Below are 17,417 nucleotides of genomic sequence, written 5' to 3'. Positions count from 1 at the left end.
GTTTCGGCGCGCCGTACGCTGGAGGTCACGGATCGGCAACTGCGGGTGAGGGCCATTTCGATGAACTCCGAAACGACTGGTAACGAAACGCACGGGGATCTAGGCCCGACCCCTACCCCGGGTCAGAATGAGTCGGCCATCAACCAAAGGGGAGGACCAAGGGTGAGCACCACCGCGACCAGCTCGGCCATGGATTTCGACGAGCTGACAGAGGTGGCGGGACGGGTCCGCCGAGCCATCGAGACTGTGATCGAAGGCAAACCCGATGTGGTCGAAGTAGCAATCACCGTGCTGCTCGCCGAAGGACATCTACTCATCGAGGACGTACCGGGCGTCGGTAAGACGATGCTCGCGAAGGCGCTGGCCAGGTCGATCGACTGCACCGTGCGCCGGATTCAGTTCACCCCGGACCTACTGCCGTCGGACATCACCGGTGTCTCGGTGTTCAACCAGGAGGTCCGCGACTTCGAGTTCAAGCCCGGCGCGGTGTTCGCGAACATCGTCGTCGGCGACGAGATCAACCGTGCCTCACCGAAGACCCAGGCAGCGCTGCTGGAGTCGATGGAGGAGCGTCAGGTCACCGTCGACACCACGACGTACCAGCTGGAAGCGCCGTTCATGGTGATCGCGACGCAGAACCCGATCGAGATGGAGGGGACCTATCCCCTTCCGGAAGCACAGCGCGACCGCTTCATGGCCCGGCTCTCGATGGGCTACCCGGAGCCGGCCGCGGAGCTGCGGATGCTCGACGGGCACGCTGCCGCCGAGCCACTGCTGACGCTGCAGCCGGTGACGGACGGCCAGCAGATCCTGCGCCTGGTGAAGACAGTGCACTCGGTGCACGTGTCGGAGTCGGTGAAGGAGTACGCCGTGGCTCTGGTCGGCGCCACTCGCCGGTCGCAGGAGCTCCGGCTGGGCGCCAGCCCGCGAGCCACCCTGCACCTGGTCCGCGCCGCCCGCGCCGCTGCCGCACTCGACGCCCGCGAGTTCGTGCTGCCGGACGACATCCAGGAGCTCGCCGTACCAGTGCTCTCGCACCGGGTGCTGCCGGCCGCCGAGGCTCACCTCGGTGGACGTGGAGCCGCAGACATCATCTCCGGGCTGGTGGCGTCCGTGCCGCTCCCCCGCAACCGTCGGGACTGAGACATGCGGCAGGCACTGCGCGGGCTGACCACCAGGGGGCGGGCCTTCGTCGCAGCCGGGATCACTGCTTCTCTTTGTGCGTTGCTACTTGGCCAGAAGGATCTACTCCGCGTCGGCATCCTCCTGGTGGCGCTGCCGATCGTGGCAGCGTTGGTAGTAGGCCGGACCCGGCTGCGCCTGCAAGTGCGGCGCAGCCTGGCGCCGGACCAGGTCCCGGTCGGCACACAGGCGACGGTGGAGCTGACCCTGACCAACCAGGGACGGATGCCTGCAGGGCTGCTCCTGCTCGAGGACCGTATTCCTTATGTCCTTGGGCACCGGCCGCGGTTCGTCGTGGACCGCGTCAGCCCGAACTGGCGGCGTACTGTCACCTACCCGGTGAAGTCGGATGTCCGGGGACTGTTCCAGGTCGGCCCCCTGATGCTGACCGTCGCCGACCCGTTCGGGCTGGTGGAGACCAGCCGGACGTTCACCCGGAGCCAGCACCTGCTGGTGACACCCCGGGTGTACAGACTGCCCGAGGTCCGGCTCGGTGCGGACCGGGCGGGCTCCGGCGAGAACCGTCCGCGCGCGATCGCGTCCGCCGGTGAGGAGGACGCCACCGTTCGCGAGTACCGCGACGGCGACGACCTGCGGCGGGTGCACTGGCGTTCCACCGCACGGCGTGGGTCGCTGATGGTCCGCCGCGAGGAGCAGCCGTGGCAGAGCCGCTGCGCGATCTTCCTGGACGCACGCACCGTTTCGCACCACGGACACGGCCCGTCGTCCAGTCTCGAATGGGCAGTCAGCGCTGCCGCTTCGGTCGGCACCGACCGGATCCGGCGCGGCTACGTGACCACACTGCTGGGCGGGCCGACCACGCTGTCCGCGATCAGCCATCGCAGTTCGACCGCGGTGCACCAGCCGCTGAACAGCCAGCAGTTGCTGACTGAGTGCGCGACCGTCGAGGAACACAAGTACGCCGAGATCGGCCCGCTGCTGACGGTCGACCGGCACATCCAGGAGCCGAGTCTGGTGGTCGCGATCGTCGGCGCCTGTAGCTCCGAGGACATCACCTCGCTGAACCGGTGGCGCACCAGCCAGGCGACCGGGGTGGCGCTCTTGCTCGATGCGGCAAGCTGGTCGGTAGGCGCGGAAGGCACTGAGAAGTCCGCCCGGCTGACCGCCGCCACTGATGCCACCGAGAACGAACTGCGCCGCAACGGCTGGCGGGTAGCCAGAGTGCAGCGCGGTGACCATCTCCCGACCGTGTGGTCCACCCTCGGACTGCGGAGCGGAAGGATCGCATGACCGGTCACGTGAGGATCTCCTTCGCCGCCTGGGGAGCCACCGTCCTCGGCTCGCTCGTGCTGACCCCGGTGTTCTCCGGGCCTTTCCTCTTCATCAGTGCGTTCTTCTGCGCTGCCGTCACCGGCGTCGGGATCGGCCTGCAGAACCTGCGCGTGCCACGGTTCGTCGTACCGGTCGTGCAGCTCGTCGTGCTGGTCGAGCTGATCGCGTTCTTCTTCCTCCGCGACACGTTGCGGTTCGGGCTGGTGCCGTGGAAGCAGACGGTCGTCGAGTACAACCAGCAGCTGGTGAACGCGATGGACTCGATCAATCGCTTCAGCGCACCGCTGCCGCCCGACTCGCACCTGACCCTGTTCGCCGTTTCGGTGATCTCCGTGACCGGCCTGCTGATCCACCTGATCGCAGTACAGCTGAAGCAGGCCGCGTGGGCAGGGCTGTTGCTTCTGACCATGTACACCGTGCCGGCGGCGACTGTGCACGGTGGACTGCCCGCATTGCTGTTCATCCCGCCGGCCATCGGCTACATCGTTCTGCTGTCGGCCGAGGGACGCACCAGGCTGAGCAGATGGGGCCGCCGGATCTCCGGTGTCTCGCATCTGGACGCCGCCGAACCGGTTGAGGCTTCGGCGCTGGGACAGGCCGGTCGCCGGATCGGGCTGAGTGTCGTCGCACTCGCAGCCCTGCTCCCCGCGTTGCTGCCCGCCCTGCCGGAAGGTGTCATCGGCAACGGTCTGGCCGGCTCCGGGGCCGGCAACGGAGTCGGCGCGTCGATCTCGGCGACCGACCCGATGCTCGACATGGGCAAGAACCTCAAGCGCGGCGACAACGTCACCGCACTGACCTACACGGGCGGCCCCTCCGCCGGTACCTACCTCCGGCTCACCGCACTCGACCTGTTCGACGGCAACACCTGGCGGATCTCGCCCCGACAGAGTGGCCGCAAGATCTCCGGTGATCTGAGCGGACCGCCCGGCTACACCGGCGACCTGAGCAAAGTGCAGACCACGAAGATGCAGATCGACGTGTCCCGCACCTTCCGGTCCCAATTCGCGCCGGTGCCGTATCCGCTGCACTCGATCTCGTTGAAGAACCGGTGGAAGTACGACGCCAGCGCCCTCGACGTGGTCTCGTCGAACGGTCAGGTCGTCGGCGGTCAGAACTACAACCTCACGTCGTACGACATGCGGCCCACGGCGCAGCAACTGTTCGACAGCACGCCCGGCGGCGAGCCGGACCAGTACACCAGCGACGTGCCGTCCCGCACGGACCCGAAGATCAAGGATCTCGCCAAGCAGGTCACGGCCGGTGCCAAGGGCAACATGTTCGAAGAGGCCGCGCTGCTGCAGAAGTGGTTCCGTACCGACGGCGACTACGTCTACAGCACCGAGAACGGCCACGGCAGCGGGATGCGCGCGCTGAGCGACTTCCTGCTGAAGAACAAGTCCGGGTACTGCGAGCAGTTCGCCACCGGGATGGCGCTGATGGCCCGCACGCTGGGCATTCCGGCCCGGGTCGGGATCGGGTTCCTGCCGGGACAGGCCGGCAAGGACGGCCAGCACATCGTCCGGATGCACGACATGCACGCGTGGCCGGAGCTGTACTTCCAGGGCGTCGGCTGGGTGCGGTTCGAGCCGACGCCGCCGACCCGCGCCGCGACCACGCCGAGTTGGACCGATTCTGCCGGCGCGGCCATCAATACGCCGACCACCGCACCCACGTCGGCACCCTCCACGCCGGGCGATGGGGAGTCCCCCGACATCAGCAAGCCGAAGAACCCGAAAGACGTGCCGGACACCGCGGGCGCCGGGCCGATCGACGCCGGCAACTGGTTCACCAACGGCGGCGGCAAGGCGATCGGGCTGATGCTCGGCGTCCTGCTGTTGCTCTGTATCCCTTGGCTGATCCGCGTGCTGACCAGGCGCAAGCGATTCGCTCGCGCACCGGGACGTGCTGGGGTCGAAGGTCTGTGGGCAGAGATTCGTGACACCACGCGCGATCTCGGCCTCGACTGGTCGGATACGGCGACTCCACGGCAAATTGGCGACTGGCTGGTCTCCGAACTGCCCGCGGACGCCCACCCGGCAGCGGTGCGACTGGCCCGCGGGCTCGAAGCGGTCCGGTACGCCGGGCTCACCGACTTGCAGGTGGACCTGCGCGCGGAAGCCCGCACTGTCCGCAAGGCCTTGTGGGGTCAAGCGAAATTCGTCCGTCGATGGCGGGCGAGACTGCTCCCGCCGTCGTGGCGCTGGTATCTCAACCGGGGCAGCAGCGAGGCCTCCGACCTCCTCGACGAGTTCGACCTGGCGTTGGCTCGCCTTCGCTCGTTCCTACTTCCCGGTCGCGGCCGGCACGCCAACTAGCCATCCCGCCGCGCTGGCGCGGGTTGGTCGAGCTCGGCAAAGTTCACGCACACGTTCGAAGGACCGGGGGCATCCCTCCGGTCCTTCGAACGTCAGTGCTTGGCGCATCCCACAAGCAAGTGCGGACGCCGACGGGCGTAGTACGGGCAGGGAGGTGTGCTCTTGGGCAAAACCACACCCGGCGCCTAGGCGTGGGTGTGGTTCGGGTGTCGGTCAGCCCTGCGGGGCCGGTCGGGGCGTCAGAGATCCTCGTCGCGGCGGCGACGCCAGCGGTCTTCCATCCGCTCCATGAAGCTGCCGGACGAGTCATGTTTTGTCCGGTGCCGTTTGGACTGCGGCGGAGGCGGCGGGAGGTCGTCCGCGTCGCCGGCGTTGCTGATGCGCTTCATGCTCAGCGCGGCGATGTAGAGGCAGGCGACCATCACGATGAAGCCGAAGACTCCGATGATGGTGTTGGGGATGATCGCGCCGGCCATCAGAATCACGATGCCCAGCACGAATCCGACGCCGGCAAGAATTGCCCGGCGCTTGTAGTACAAGCGCACATTGGTTCCTCGCATGGCGGAGACGAACTTGGGGTCTTCCGCTGCGAGGGCGCGTTCGAGCTGCTCGAACTGGCGCTGCTCTTCTTCCGAGAGGGGCACCGTCGATCCCTCCATGGTGAGCGCGATCTCGATAGGCCGAGTCCAGTCTAGGCCGCCGGTGCGGTCCACGAAACCCTGACTGCCCCTCCCGCGCGTCACGGTCCGGCAACTCCACACCGTAATCAACCCGTTTTCCCTCCCTTCCCCCCTCAAACCCCCGACATTCCACCGTCACTACCCCGTAATCCACTCCAATCCCAGCGGCCTTTCTCACACCCCACCCACCACTCCCAGTAGCCGACACGCCACCACTCCCGACACTGCCCACCCCACCAACACCCGCCCTCCCCCACCCCAAACACACCAAGTCACCAAGACCAGCCCACCAAGCACCAGCGAAGGCGGAGGCCGGGGCGGGTCAGCGGGTGGCGAGGATGTGGAGTTGGGTGGCTATGGCGCGGAAGGCTGGGTGCTGGCTGGCGGAGCGTTCCAGGTCGGCGAGGGCTTCGGCGGCGCCTGGTTCGGAGTCGACGAAGGCGGACGGGACCAGGTCCGTGAACGTCCGTACGCCATGGATCGTGTGCACCATGAAGCCTGCTTCAGCAAGTAGTGCTGTGATACCGGCTTCGTCGAAGCGGCGGGGCATCGGGTCCGACGGACCCCAGCGGCCGTCCGCACCCTGCAACGCGAGCTTCGCCTCGGCGAGGTGTCCGGCGAGGGCGCGAGCCAGGACGACAGCGTTGCGCTGGGCAACCAACAGGCTGAGCACGCCACCCTCACGAAGGACCGAAGCCATCGCCTGCAATGCCTGAGCGGGATCGTCGACGACCTCGAGCACACCGTGGCAGAGCACGGCATCCGCGCTCGACTCCCCCGCGAGCCCAGGCAGCTCGGCGGCATCACCTTGCACGCCATGCACGAGCTTGCTGACACCCTCATCACTGGCCCGGCGTTCGAGCGAGGCCAACGCATCGGGGCTCGGGTCGACAACCGTCACCCGGTGCCCTTCGACGGCCAGCGGTACGGCGAATCCGCCAGTACCGCCGCCGAGGTCGACAATGTCCAACCCGGTTCCGGGATCGATCCGTGCTCGGCCGGCCAGTGCTACTCGCAGGGCCTCGGCGACCAGCGCCGTACGTACCGAGCGGCGACGTCGGTCGACCATCGTGAATGCCCTCCTCGGCTACGAACCCGCTGCGGGCAACACCCTACTTCCCACCCCACCAACGCCAGTCGACCGAGGTCAGCTGGCCTGCATCCAGGGCTGGGCCAGCACTGATTCCGGGGCGAAGGTGTCGGACAGGGACGACTGGGTCGCGATGTGCAGGCTGGATTCGACGAGGTTGTAGAACGTCTCCGCGGCTCGGACCAGGTCGTCGGCCTCGCGGGTCGTGACGGCTCGCTCCAGGCCGGCCTCCGCTGCCGCTCGCTGGGTCGCGCCGGCCGCGAAGAAGCTGGCCCACTCGCCGAACTCCGGGGCGACCTCGGCGAGCAGCACCCAGGCGTTGCGCTGGACGCGTCGCCGGGGACCGGAACGCACCGGGCGGGCCCGGACGGCGAGCACGGCCGCGGCGACCCGAAGGGCTGCCACGTGAGCGCTCGAGTACTTCAGCAGGTGGTCGGCGGACTCGCGAGCCTCTGCCAGCGCAGCACGAGCGCGGGACAGGTCGCGGCTTGCCGAACCAGCGGCTGCCGGTGAAACCGGTGAAACTGTCATCGGTCCGTCACCCTCTCCAGTTGCCAGCGGCCGGAGTCCGGGTCGTGCGCGAGATCGAACATCTCGCGACGACCGTGCCGGCCGCACCCCGCCTCTACCCGGAAGACCGCCCGTTGCGGCCCCCAGTCAGCGTCCAACACTCCGACGGCCCGCGGACGATCCCGCTACCGCGGTGGCGGTCGCCACTCCGACCCCTGAGCCGATCACGCCGCGCTCCCACCAGGCGGCGGTCTCCACCCACTGGGCCTCGACGGCACAGACCCGCCAGAGCCGGCCACGCCACAGGAACTGCTCTGGAGTCTCGATGCCGTCCACGACGCCTGAACGCACCTCAACGGCTTCGTCGAACTCCCACATGCTCCATCGCCTCCTGTGTGCCAACTTCCCCTGGGCAGCGGCCCGGTGGGTGGGCGCCAGGTGGGGGTCGAGGTCCACCACGGCGCCCGGCCCACCGGGACCACCGGTTACCGATGCGGCCGCAACTCCGCACCGGAGTCGTCCAGTTGTCCCGATCGATCCCGGCCGGTCTCCCGACGAGCCGGGGACGGGGTCAATCGAACATCTGTTCGAACACTGAAACTGTAGCGCCGCCCGCCGACAATCGTCAACGGGCCGTAAGGCCGCGACGGCTCTCCGCGGCCGCTGGGCCGGACACACTGGAACGACAGCCGGCGACCCGCCGCTGTCGGACCAGGAGTGAACGGAGCCGGGGAGCCGGATGAAGTCGCGTCGCACCATCGCCATCGGCACCGCGCTGGCGGCAGTAGCCGTCCTCGCGATAGCGCTGCCGCTCTTCCAGCCCTGGCGGCTCTTCACCGACAAGGTCGTCGACGAAGCGCTCCCTGGCGCTGCTCCGGTGTCCATGACTTCATCCTCACCGGCGCCACCGACAATTTCTGACGGCCGCGACAGCGCCCCGTCCCCCACGGCCGGCCCGCCCTCGGCTGCCGTGCAATTGGCGGTCGGCCGATTCATCACCCATGAGCACGGCACCTCAGGCAGCGCGGCGATCGTCCGGCTGCCCGACGGTTCCCGCATCCTGCGGCTGGAGCAGCTCGCCACGTCCGACGGACCGGATCTGGAGGTCTGGCTCAGTGATGCCGAGGTGGTCAAGGGCAAGGCCGGCTGGCATGTCTTCGACGACGGCCGCTATTTGAGCCTCGGCCGGCTCAAGGGCAACCAAGGCAATCAGAACTATCCGATCCCGGCCGACGTCGACCTGAAGAACTTCAGCAGCGTCTCGATCTGGTGCAACCGCTTCAACGTCTCCTTCGGCGCCGCGGCGCTCACGCCGGCCTGAGAGCCGTCGCAGGGAAATCAAGAGGTGGCGGACGGTGCGGCCGGGCTAGGGTCGCGGGCATGGTGATGGCGAAGGGCTTCATCTCGGCCAGGGAGCTGAGTGCCGGCTTCCACGACGACGTGATCCGGCCGCTGCTGGGCGAGATCCCTTACGCAGCAGGGTTGTTGGGCTGGGGCTCGGACGTACTCGGGTATGACACCGAGCGCTCCACGGATCATGGCTGGGGTCCCCGGCTGCAGGTGCTGGTGGATGCGACCGAGGTCGAGCGGGTCCGCGAGCTGATCGACGGCCACCTCCCCACGCAGTACCGGGGTCATGACGTCAGGTTCGGGTGGGATGCCCAGGAGCCGGTCAATCACATCGGCGTGAAGACCGTCGGCGACTGGCTCACCGGTCAGCTCGGCCGCGATGTCGGCGACGGCATGACCACCGAGGACTGGCTGGTCACGCCGCAGCAGGAGTTGCTGGGCGTCGTCGCCGGTCCGGTGTACGCCGATGACGGCCGGCTGCAACGGGTCCGCGAGGCCTTGACCTGGTATCCGGATGAGGTCTGGCGCTGGCTGCTCGCGTGCCAATGGACCCGGATCGCCCAGGAAGAGGCGTTCGTCCAGCGCACCGCGGAGGTCGGCGACGACCTCGGCTCCCGAATCGTCGCCGCCCGCCTGACCCGCGACCTGATGCGCCTCGCGTTGCTGATGGCGCGCACCTACGCGCCGTACATGAAATGGCTCGGTACGGCGTTCGCGCGGCTCGGCCATCCCGACGGGCTCGACCGCGATCTGGCCGACGTCTTGAACGCCGCCACGTCGAAGGAGCGCGAGGAAGCGCTGACCACGGCGTACGAGAAGGTGGCGCGACGGCACAACGAGCTGGGCATCACGGAGTACGTCGATCCCACGCCGAGGCCGTACTTCGATCGGCCCGCGATGGTCCTAGCCGCCGGGCGTTTCACCGAGGCCTGTCTGGCGACGGTCGAGGACCCGTGGCTTCGCGGGCTCGAACTGGTGGGCAGCATCGACCAGTTCACCGACAGCACCGATCTGCTGAGCAATCCGGCCGCCTATCGGCGACTGGCCACGATGTACCGGAAGTAGGGTTTTGTCTGTGAGTACTCATCCCAACGTGCAACTGGTCGAGGACGCCCTGGCGGCGGCCGGCGCGACCGGCGTGATCCGGATCCTCGACGAAGCGGTGCCGACGGCGGCTGCCGCGGCAGCCGAGCTCGGCTGCGAGGTCGGCGCGATCGCGAACAGCCTGATCTTCGACGGCGACGGCTCGCCGGTGCTGATCCTCACCTCGGGCGCGCATCGCGTCGACACCGCCAAGATCGCGGCGGAGCTCGGCATCGCCAAGCTGCGCCGCGCGACCCCGGAGTTCGTCAAGGAGCACACCGGTCAGGCGATCGGCGGGGTCGCACCGGTCGGTCACCCCGCACCGGTGCGGACGCTGGTCGACACGACGCTCGACGAGTACTCCGAGGTGTGGGCGGCGGCCGGGATCCCGCACTCGGTCTTCCCGACCAGCTACGCCGAACTGCTCAACCTCACCAACGGCGCCCCGGTCACCGTCAACTGATTCACGGCCGGGCGATGAGTTCGGCGTACGACGGCAGTCTCATCTCCTGACGACCCACCTCGGACAGGAGCAGAGATGATCGACCAGCCACTCGACACGACCTTCAAAGCAGCGATCGAGAAGGACGGCGCGTTCGCCACCTACCTGACGATGCCGGATTCCGCTGAGCTGCTCGGAACCCGGCGCGCGGTCAAGGTGAGCGGGACGATCGACGGTCACCCGTTCGCTGCGACGCTGATGCCGTCCGGCGACGGTCCGCATTGGCTCCCGTTGAGGATCGCGGTCTGCAAGCTCATCGGCAAGAGCCAGGCAGGCGAAGAGGTGACCGTCCACCTCCAGCGCAGACTCAGCTGAGTCAGGCGAGGAGGCTGTCGATGGTGGTGCGGATGTAGGTGCGGGTCTGCTTGCCGCGGCGCAGACGCCAGGGAGACCAAGGTGACGAGCCGGCACCGTCGTACCGGCGCTTCACGATGTCTTGTACTACGTCGAGCGGCGCACCCAGAGCTGGAAGTTCCCTGAGGGCGGCTTGTTTGGTGATCAACCGGCCGTCGCGCAAGGTGGTGGCGGCCCGGGCCACGGTGACCATGCCGAGGTCGACCCAGATGTCGGTGTACCAGCGCGTTCGCTTGGCCGTCGTCGGATACCAGAAGTCTCGGAGGTCTTTCCGGATGAACTCGGCCAGGGCGAGATCGGTAGTTGCCGGGAGCAACTCTGAGGGCGGCGGGCCGAAGAGGGACAGGTCTCCGAGGGACAACTCACGCCGGGCGACCGGTGAGACCGGCCGGTCGAAGTACCGGCCCTGGGCGAAGGTTGGATGCCGCAGCGAGGGATCGTCGAGGGTCTCGACCGGCACATAGGTGCAGTGCAGCTTCGCGGCCAGTGGCGACGCCTTGATGAGGTCTCGATGGACTGCAGTCAGCGGAGCCGGATCCACGACCGGCGACTCCAGTACTGCGACCAGGTCGAAGTCGCTGCGCCCCAGGACGAAGTCGCCGAGTGCGAGCGAGCCGTGGACCCACACAGCACGCACCGGCAGCACCGCGCGGATAGAAGAGACGAAGCCGCCCAGTAGCGACTGGACGGCTTCGTCTGACATGTACTGCAGGCTAGTGGGCCAGCTTCAGGTCCACATCGGCTGCCCGGACGTATGCCATCCGGTGGCCGAACCAGATCTGGTAGTAGCGGTCCGTGCCGAGCACCTGGACGTGGTCCGTCGGCGGCACACCGGCGAACGTCGTGGCCCGGTAGTAGTCGGTCTCGATGTCCGCGTCACCGACGGGGTACGCCTGACCCGCGCCGATCGTGTACTGCAGCGGCGTGACCACCTGGTACGGAATCCCTGCCGGGTAAGCCGCCTTCTCCGGGTAGGCCCGTCCGTACACCGGCACCGTCGCCAGCCCGGCCTTCGGCTTCACCACGAGCCCTGGCTTGGCAAACGCGTCCGGTGCCGAAGTGGGGCTCTTGAACCAGGCCTTGGCACCCAGGTACCAGATCGCTACCCAGTCACCCGACCGCTCAGCCACCACGTACTGCGAACCAGCAGCGGCGCGCGCCCCGATGTCGGACACCTGCGTGGTGCTGTCAGCGCCGTTCGGGCGGTTGCCCAGGTCCTTGACCAGCGGTGCCGCGTCGTCCGGCGCCTGGCGCAGGTAGACGAAGTTGGTGCCCTGCGGCGCGCAGGTGCCGTCGGTGTTGCAACCGGTGACGACCTGCTCGTTGCCGGCGAAGCCGGGCTTCACGGTGACGATCGTGCCGGCCTTGACCGGGAAGATGCTGTGACCGTAGATCGGCGCGCCCAGCAGGTCGAAGTAGTGCTCCCAGTCCCAGTACGGTCCCGGATCCCAGTGCATGCCGGCCACATTCGCCGGGACCGTGCCGGGCACCTGGTCGTGGCCGATGATGTGCGCGCGGTCCAGCGGGATGTCGTTCTTCTGCGCCAGGTAGCGGACCAGCCGGGCCGAGTTGCGGTAGAGCACGTCGGTGTACCAGGTCGCGCCCTGAGCTGCGAAGCCCTCGTGCTCGATGCCGATGGCGTGCATGTTCACGTACCAGTTGCCCGCATGCCAGGCGACGTCCTTGGCATCCACGTGCTGCCAGACGTGACCGTCGGACGACCGCATCGTGTACTGCCAGCTCACGTATTTCGGGTCCTGGATCAGGTTGAGCGTCCCCTGCCAGCTGCCCTCGGTGTCGTGGATGACGATGTAGTCGATCTTGCCGGTCTTCGGCCGGTTCGCCAGGTCGTGGTTGCCGTAGTCACCAGCACCAGGGCCGTACTGCGAGTACGGCGCCGGGAGCCACTCGCAGCCGAGCTGCGCTGGGCACTCGGTAGCACCTGTGGCTGCAGGAGCCGCGCGCAAACCTGTCTTGGCCAACTGCGACTTGGCAGGCGTGACCTTCAGAGCCGGCATGGCGATCTGCTGGCCGGTGTTCGTAGTACGGGCTGCACCGCGGGCAAGCGTCGCGTAGACGTCGTCCGCGAAGTCAGCGGCGGTCCGCTGGTCCGACGCACCGGCGTACGAGCTGATAGCGCCGTACCAGTCGGCAGCGGACGTCCCAGCTCCTACCGGAAGCTCCAGCGTGCGCTGGTAGTCGGCAAGCAGCGCGGCGCCACCGGCGATGTTCGCTGCGGGGTCGTTGCGGAGTGCAACGGGGTCCAGTCCCGTCAGTGTGGACGCCTTGTCCAGCGTGCGCAGCGAGTCGGCCTTCGCCAACTCTGCGCCGCCGGACCGCTCCTCACGCTCACCAGCGTCGACTGCGGTGAGGTGCATCAGCCCATAGCCGCCTGACGTGCTCGGCTTGCCCCCGTGGTCGTCCCACCGAGTCTCGGCGTACGACACAGCAAGCAGCACCGACTCCGGTACGCCGTACTGCTGGGACGCGGCGTGGAACGCGGACGCGGCAGCCTGTGCCGACGGTCCGGGGGCGGCCGCTGCGGCCGCTGGTGGACCGCCGGACGACACGCCGATCACGGATATGGGCAGCGCTACCGCTGCCAATGCGGCGAGAATCTTCGGACGACGAAGCATGATTGATCTCCCTGACCCATCTGGGGGTGGCCGGGCTGATAGTCACACAGACCAGCAGCCTGTTCACTTTGGGTCGCAAACAAGCCGATGTCAACGGTTAACCAAAACTCGGATCGTAAGGTTCGATACTGACCACGCGTATCGTCCGACGGGTTGCAACTCAGGGTTACGGAGTACCGATCATGGAAGCGTTGCCGTTGGCGTTCACGACGGGTTGGGCGAGCGGGATCAACGCCTACGCGTGCGTCCTTGTCCTGGGGCTGCTCGGCCGGTTCGCCGAGGTCGACAGCGTCCCCGAAGGACTGACCGGCAACGGGGTGCTGATCGCGGCCGCCGTGCTGTTCGCCTTCGAGTTCGTCGCCGACAAGATCCCGTACATCGATTCGGCCTGGGACGCGATCTCCACGGTGATCCGGCCGACCATCGGCACGATCGTCGCGGCCCTGGTGGCCGGCCAGGCCAGTGACCTGCACCAGGCCATCATCGCGACCACCGGCGGCGTGACCGCGCTGCTCTCCCACTTCGTGAAGTCGAGTCTGCGGCTGGCGATCAACACCTCCCCCGAACCGGTGACGAACATCGCCGCCTCCTCGGGCGAGGACGTCGCGGTCGCCGGCGTGGTCTCGCTGGCCGCGTTCCACCCGACCGCGGCGCTGATCATCGCCGGCATCCTGCTGCTGATCGGGCTCGTCTCGGTCTACTTCGCGTTCCGGGCGATCCGCCGCGGCCTGGTCAGATTCCGGGCCTGGCGAGACAGACGAAGCAGTCCGGCGGCCGGGAGCAGTGCCGCCTGATGGCTCGGGTGATCGTCATCGGGGCCGGCCCTCGCCGGTCTCGCCAGCGCCGTACGGCTGGCCAAGCTCGGCCATCAGGTCACCGTCTGTGAGCAGGACGCGCGTCTCGGCGGCGCGTTGGGCCGGGTCGACGCCGACGGCTTCAGCTGGGACGCGGGAGCAGCCAGTACTACGTTGCCCGCCGCCCTCCGCGACCTGTTCCGCAAGTCGGGCCGGCCGATCGAGAGCCTGGTCCAGCTGGATCCGATCACCGAGCCGCGCCGGCATCTCTTCGGCGACGGCTCCGTGCTCGACCTGCCTGTCGGCGATCGGCCCGGCCAGCTCGACGCGTGGACCGACCTGGCCGGCGCGAAGACCGCTCGGCGCTGGACGGACCTGGTCGACAGCTACGGCGAGACCTGGCAGGTACTCCGGAAGACCTCGCTCGAGCCACCCTTGATGGACCGCCTGCCCTGGAACGCGATCCGCGCGTTGAAGCCCTGGCAGTCCCTCGACCGGGTGGCCGACCGCAGGCTCGACGACGACCGCGCCCGCGCAGTACTGCGGTACTACGCAATCCAGCACGGCTCTGACCCCAAGGCCACGCCCGGCTATGTCGGCGTCTGGTCCTACCTCGAACGCACCTTCGGCCGCTGGACCGTCGCAGGCGGCTTCGGAGCCGTCGCCGACGCACTGGCCCAGCGGACCAGCGAGCGCAAGATCGACGTCCGCACCGAGGCCGAGGTGGTCGCCGTCACCTCCAAGGGCGGCGCCGTGACCGGGGTCCGGCTGGCTGACGGGACCGAACTGCCTGCCGACATCGTGGTCAGCGACGTCGACCCACGCGAGCTGTACGGCCAACTGGTCGACGACCCGGCCGCCAAGAAGGTGCGGCGCAAGGTGATGTCGACACACCAGGCCCAGGCGGCGTACGTAGTGCACCTGGGGCTGCAGGACCCTGTCCCAGACCTGCCGTTCGAAACGGTGCTGCACGGGAGCCCGACGGTAGTCGTCCGCACGGGTGGAGTAGCACCCGCCGGGCACAAGGCCTGGTCCGTACTGGTCCATGGCTACCCGGCAGACGACGTACTGGACCTCTTGGTCGCCCGCGGCCTCCACATCCGGGACAAGGTGGTCTCCCGCCAGGCCTCGTCGTCCTGGCTGGCCGGAGTGGCCTGGGAAGGCTTCCGGACGGCCCGCAAACGCGCCGCGAACGTCTCCCCGATCAAGGGCCTGTACTGCGTCGGCGCAGGCGCTCACCCCGGCACAGGCGTCCCGGCGACGACCCTCGGCGCGGCGATCGTCGCGGACGCGATCGGGAAAGCCTGAGACCGGCCTAGGGCCCTCCGCTGTGGTGCTTGGGAACAGCACACTAAGATTGATCGTTCATGTGTTCCATGTCGGGTAAATCGCCCGGCAGTAGAGAGGACCCCGGTGGATCAATCCCCCACGTCGACCGATCTGGAAAACGTCGAACGGGCTGAGCTGGATTCAGAGCAGGCACACGTCGACCGGGTGTACACCCGGGTCGAGGAGGCCGCCCGGTCCGCTTCCCGGATCGCGGTCGAAGGGCACCAACGCGGTCAGGCCCAGAATGTCGGGCGGGTCCGCGACGAGGAGCAGACCGGCCTCTACGAGCGGGATGTACTGGTGTTCGCCGCCGCCCGCCGGATCGCCGAGCTGGACGCGGAGCACGAGGGGCTGGTCTTCGGCCGGCTCGACTCCGACTCCGGCGACGAGACCGAGCCCGCCGCGGCCGCCAAGGACCTGGAGAAGCTGTACGTCGGCCGGATCGGCGTCCGCGACGCGGAGTACGAGCCGCTGGTGATCGACTGGCGCGCGCCCGCGGCCGAGCCGTTCTACCGGGCGACCTCGACCGACCGGCTGCGCGTAGTACGGCGTCGCGTGTTGCGGAACAAGGGTCCGCGGATCGTCGGGCTCGAGGACGACCTGCTGGCGCCCGACCGCTCCCCCGAGGACCTGCCGGTGCTCGGTGAGGGTGCGCTGATGGCGTCGCTGTCGCGGGCTCGCGGCCACACGATGCGGGACATCGTCGCGACCATCCAGGCCGAGCAGGACGAGGCGATCCGGGCACCGGCCCGCGGCGTCACGGTCATCGGCGGCGGTCCTGGTACGGGCAAGACTGTCGTCGCACTGCACCGCGCTGCGTACCTGCTGTACTCCGACCGTCGGCGCTTCGAGCGCGGTGGCGTGCTGGTGGTCGGGCCGTCGGCTGCGTTCATGGCGTACATCGAGCGTGTGCTGCCGTCGCTCGGCGAGAACACTGTGTCGCTCCGCGCGGTCGGTGAGCTCGTCGACGGGGTCCGCGCGACTGCTGTCGACGATGCGGGTGCGGCTGCTGTCAAGGGCTCGCTGCGGATGTGCGGGCTGCTGTCCCGCGCTGCGCGTGACAGGGTGCCGGATGCTCCGACGACGCTGCGCGTGTTCATCGGTGGGGCGACGGTCGAGCTGGACGCGAACCAGCTGGACAACGTCCGCCGCAACGCACTCCGCCGTACGCCGCGCAACCGTGCTGCTTCCGAGGCCCGCAAGGGACTCGTGGCCGCGCTGTGGAACAGGTTCCCGGACGACCTGCGCAACGGGGTGTTCGGCGACCGCGAGGCCTTTGGCGACCGGGTCACCGACACCCCGGCGTACAAGACGTTCTTCGCTGCCTGGTGGCCGGTGCTCACCCCAGGCGTCGTACTGCGCTGGCTCGGTGACGCCCGGCGCGTGTCTCGCTGGGCACGTGGTGAGTTCAGCCCTGTCGAGGTCGATGACCTGGCGAAGGCGATTCGTAGTACGGACGAATTCACCATCGCCGACGTGGCGTTGCTCGACGAGCTCGGCACCCTGCTCGGCCGGCCGCCGATCCAGGAAGCCGGGCGCGACGAGGAGTTCGACTGGCTCGAAGGGCTCTCGGACGGGGTGAACGAGGTGCTCACGACGTCGGAGCGCCGCGCCCGGAGCATCGCTGCTGCCGAGGCGGAGGAGCCGGAGGAGTACGCGCACGTGCTGGTCGACGAGGCGCAGGACCTCTCGCCGATGCAGTGGCGGATGGTGACGCGTCGCGGGCCGCAGGCGAGCTGGACGGTCGTCGGCGACACCGCGCAGAGCTCCTGGTCGGACCCGGCCGAAGCGCGGGCCGCGATGGACTCGATGCTGTCCCACCTGCAGCGGCACTCGTTCCGGCTGTCGACCAACTACCGGAACTCGGCCGAGATCTACTCCTTCGCCGGCGAGGTCATCCGGCGCCAGATCCCGGACGCGGACCTGCCGGACGCGGTACGCCGTACGGGCGTGGAGCCGGAACACCGCGTCTTCGACGCCGGCAAGGTCGCCGAGGCCGCCGGTGACGCGGCGGTCGAACTGCTCCAGCTCGTCGAGGGCACGGTCGGGGTCATCGTCTCGCCCGCACTCCGCCCCGGCATCGACGCCGTCGTCACCGAGATCGGCGACCCGCGGGTCGTCGCCCTCAGCCCCCTGGACTCGAAGGGCCTCGAGTACGACGCGGTCATCGTGGTCGAACCCGACCGCATCGTCAGCGACACCCTCGGCGGCATCCGCGCCCTGTACGTCGTACTCACCCGAGCCACCCAACGAATGATCACCATCAACAGCACCACCCACTGGCTGCCGTAGCCGA

General features: G+C 68.4%; 16 protein-coding genes. 10 read left to right on the top strand and 6 right to left on the bottom strand.

All coding sequences use genetic code 11. The features are described 5' to 3' along the window. The first annotated feature begins 189 nt into the window (after positions 1–189). From F1D05_RS35005 to F1D05_RS34995, 3 genes are read left to right on the top strand one after another with little or no spacing between them, the layout of a single operon-like run. On the top strand, positions 190–1,143 hold the full coding sequence (locus F1D05_RS35005; protein ID WP_185449750.1) for an AAA family ATPase: 954 nt from the start codon (positions 190–192) through the stop codon (positions 1,141–1,143). A 3-nt stretch (positions 1,144–1,146) separates the two neighbouring features. Next, positions 1,147–2,433 (top strand): DUF58 domain-containing protein, encoded by a 1,287-nt coding sequence (locus F1D05_RS35000; RefSeq protein WP_185444556.1) that lies wholly within the window; start codon positions 1,147–1,149, stop codon positions 2,431–2,433. Continuing rightward, the gene (locus tag F1D05_RS34995; RefSeq protein ID WP_185444555.1) at positions 2,430–4,793 is read left to right on the top strand and encodes a DUF3488 and transglutaminase-like domain-containing protein; all 2,364 of its coding nucleotides are present in this window, start codon (positions 2,430–2,432) and stop codon (positions 4,791–4,793) included. Before F1D05_RS35000 ends, F1D05_RS34995 begins: the two co-directional genes overlap by 4 nt. Before the next feature lie 239 nt (positions 4,794–5,032). On the opposite strand, the gene F1D05_RS34990 is transcribed toward F1D05_RS34995, so the two are convergent. The 4 genes from F1D05_RS34990 to F1D05_RS41520 all read right to left on the bottom strand — a co-directional run bounded on the left by F1D05_RS34990 (position 5,033) and on the right by F1D05_RS41520 (position 7,451). Continuing rightward, a complete protein-coding gene (locus tag F1D05_RS34990; protein WP_246486220.1) occupies positions 5,033–5,506 on the bottom strand; it encodes a DUF3040 domain-containing protein in 474 nt (157 codons plus the stop codon). 289 nt (positions 5,507–5,795) lie between these two features. Continuing rightward, on the bottom strand, positions 5,796–6,542 hold the full coding sequence (locus F1D05_RS34985) for a class I SAM-dependent methyltransferase (RefSeq protein ID WP_185444553.1): 747 nt from the start codon (positions 6,540–6,542) through the stop codon (positions 5,796–5,798). Positions 6,543–6,620: 78 nt separating this feature from the next. After that, positions 6,621–7,094, bottom strand: a complete 474-nt coding sequence (locus F1D05_RS34980; protein ID WP_185444552.1) for an SAV_6107 family HEPN domain-containing protein — start codon at positions 7,092–7,094, stop codon at positions 6,621–6,623. Positions 7,095–7,220: 126 nt separating this feature from the next. Continuing rightward, positions 7,221–7,451, bottom strand: a complete 231-nt coding sequence (locus tag F1D05_RS41520) for a DUF6504 family protein (protein WP_246486219.1) — start codon at positions 7,449–7,451, stop codon at positions 7,221–7,223. Between the two features lie 361 nt (positions 7,452–7,812). Between F1D05_RS41520 and F1D05_RS34970 the strand changes: the two genes are divergently transcribed. The 4 genes from F1D05_RS34970 (at position 7,813) to F1D05_RS34955 (ending at position 10,323) form a co-directional block, all read left to right on the top strand. Then, entirely contained in the window at positions 7,813–8,394 is a 582-nt protein-coding gene (locus F1D05_RS34970; protein ID WP_185444551.1) for a DM13 domain-containing protein, read from the top strand. A 59-nt stretch (positions 8,395–8,453) separates the two neighbouring features. After that, positions 8,454–9,488 carry a DUF4037 domain-containing protein gene (locus F1D05_RS34965; protein WP_246486218.1) on the top strand — a complete coding sequence of 345 codons (1,035 nt, stop codon included), beginning with the start codon at positions 8,454–8,456 and terminating at the stop codon, positions 9,486–9,488. A gap of 10 nt (positions 9,489–9,498) precedes the next feature. After that, positions 9,499–9,969, top strand: coding sequence for a YbaK/EbsC family protein (locus tag F1D05_RS34960; protein WP_185444550.1), 471 nt, complete (start codon positions 9,499–9,501; stop codon positions 9,967–9,969). A gap of 75 nt (positions 9,970–10,044) precedes the next feature. Further along, entirely contained in the window at positions 10,045–10,323 is a 279-nt protein-coding gene (locus F1D05_RS34955) for a DUF1905 domain-containing protein (protein ID WP_185444549.1), read from the top strand. A gap of 1 nt (position 10,324) precedes the next feature. On the opposite strand, the gene F1D05_RS34950 is transcribed toward F1D05_RS34955, so the two are convergent. Next, positions 10,325–11,065, bottom strand: a complete 741-nt coding sequence (locus F1D05_RS34950; RefSeq protein ID WP_185444548.1) for a nucleotidyltransferase — start codon at positions 11,063–11,065, stop codon at positions 10,325–10,327. Positions 11,066–11,075: 10 nt separating this feature from the next. Beyond that, positions 11,076–12,998: an N-acetylmuramoyl-L-alanine amidase gene (locus F1D05_RS34945; RefSeq protein WP_185444547.1), complete on the bottom strand. Its 1,923-nt coding sequence runs from the start codon at positions 12,996–12,998 to the stop codon at positions 11,076–11,078. Positions 12,999–13,180: 182 nt separating this feature from the next. Between F1D05_RS34945 and F1D05_RS34940 the strand changes: the two genes are divergently transcribed. The 3 genes from F1D05_RS34940 to F1D05_RS34930 all read left to right on the top strand — a co-directional run bounded on the left by F1D05_RS34940 (position 13,181) and on the right by F1D05_RS34930 (position 17,413). Next, positions 13,181–13,792, top strand: a complete 612-nt coding sequence (locus tag F1D05_RS34940; RefSeq protein WP_185444546.1) for a DUF4126 domain-containing protein — start codon at positions 13,181–13,183, stop codon at positions 13,790–13,792. Between the two features lie 57 nt (positions 13,793–13,849). Continuing rightward, positions 13,850–15,100 carry a phytoene desaturase family protein gene (locus F1D05_RS34935; protein WP_246486943.1) on the top strand — a complete coding sequence of 417 codons (1,251 nt, stop codon included), beginning with the start codon at positions 13,850–13,852 and terminating at the stop codon, positions 15,098–15,100. Between the two features lie 105 nt (positions 15,101–15,205). Beyond that, positions 15,206–17,413 carry a HelD family protein gene (locus tag F1D05_RS34930; RefSeq protein WP_185444545.1) on the top strand — a complete coding sequence of 736 codons (2,208 nt, stop codon included), beginning with the start codon at positions 15,206–15,208 and terminating at the stop codon, positions 17,411–17,413. The last annotated feature ends 4 nt before the right edge of the window (positions 17,414–17,417 follow it).

Origin of the sequence: Kribbella qitaiheensis (genome assembly GCF_014217565.1) — a bacterium.
Classification (GTDB): Bacteria; Actinomycetota; Actinomycetes; order Propionibacteriales; family Kribbellaceae; genus Kribbella; species Kribbella qitaiheensis_A.
The sequence above is the reverse complement of the archived record's forward strand: the minus strand, read 5'-3'. Positions and strand labels throughout refer to the sequence as shown.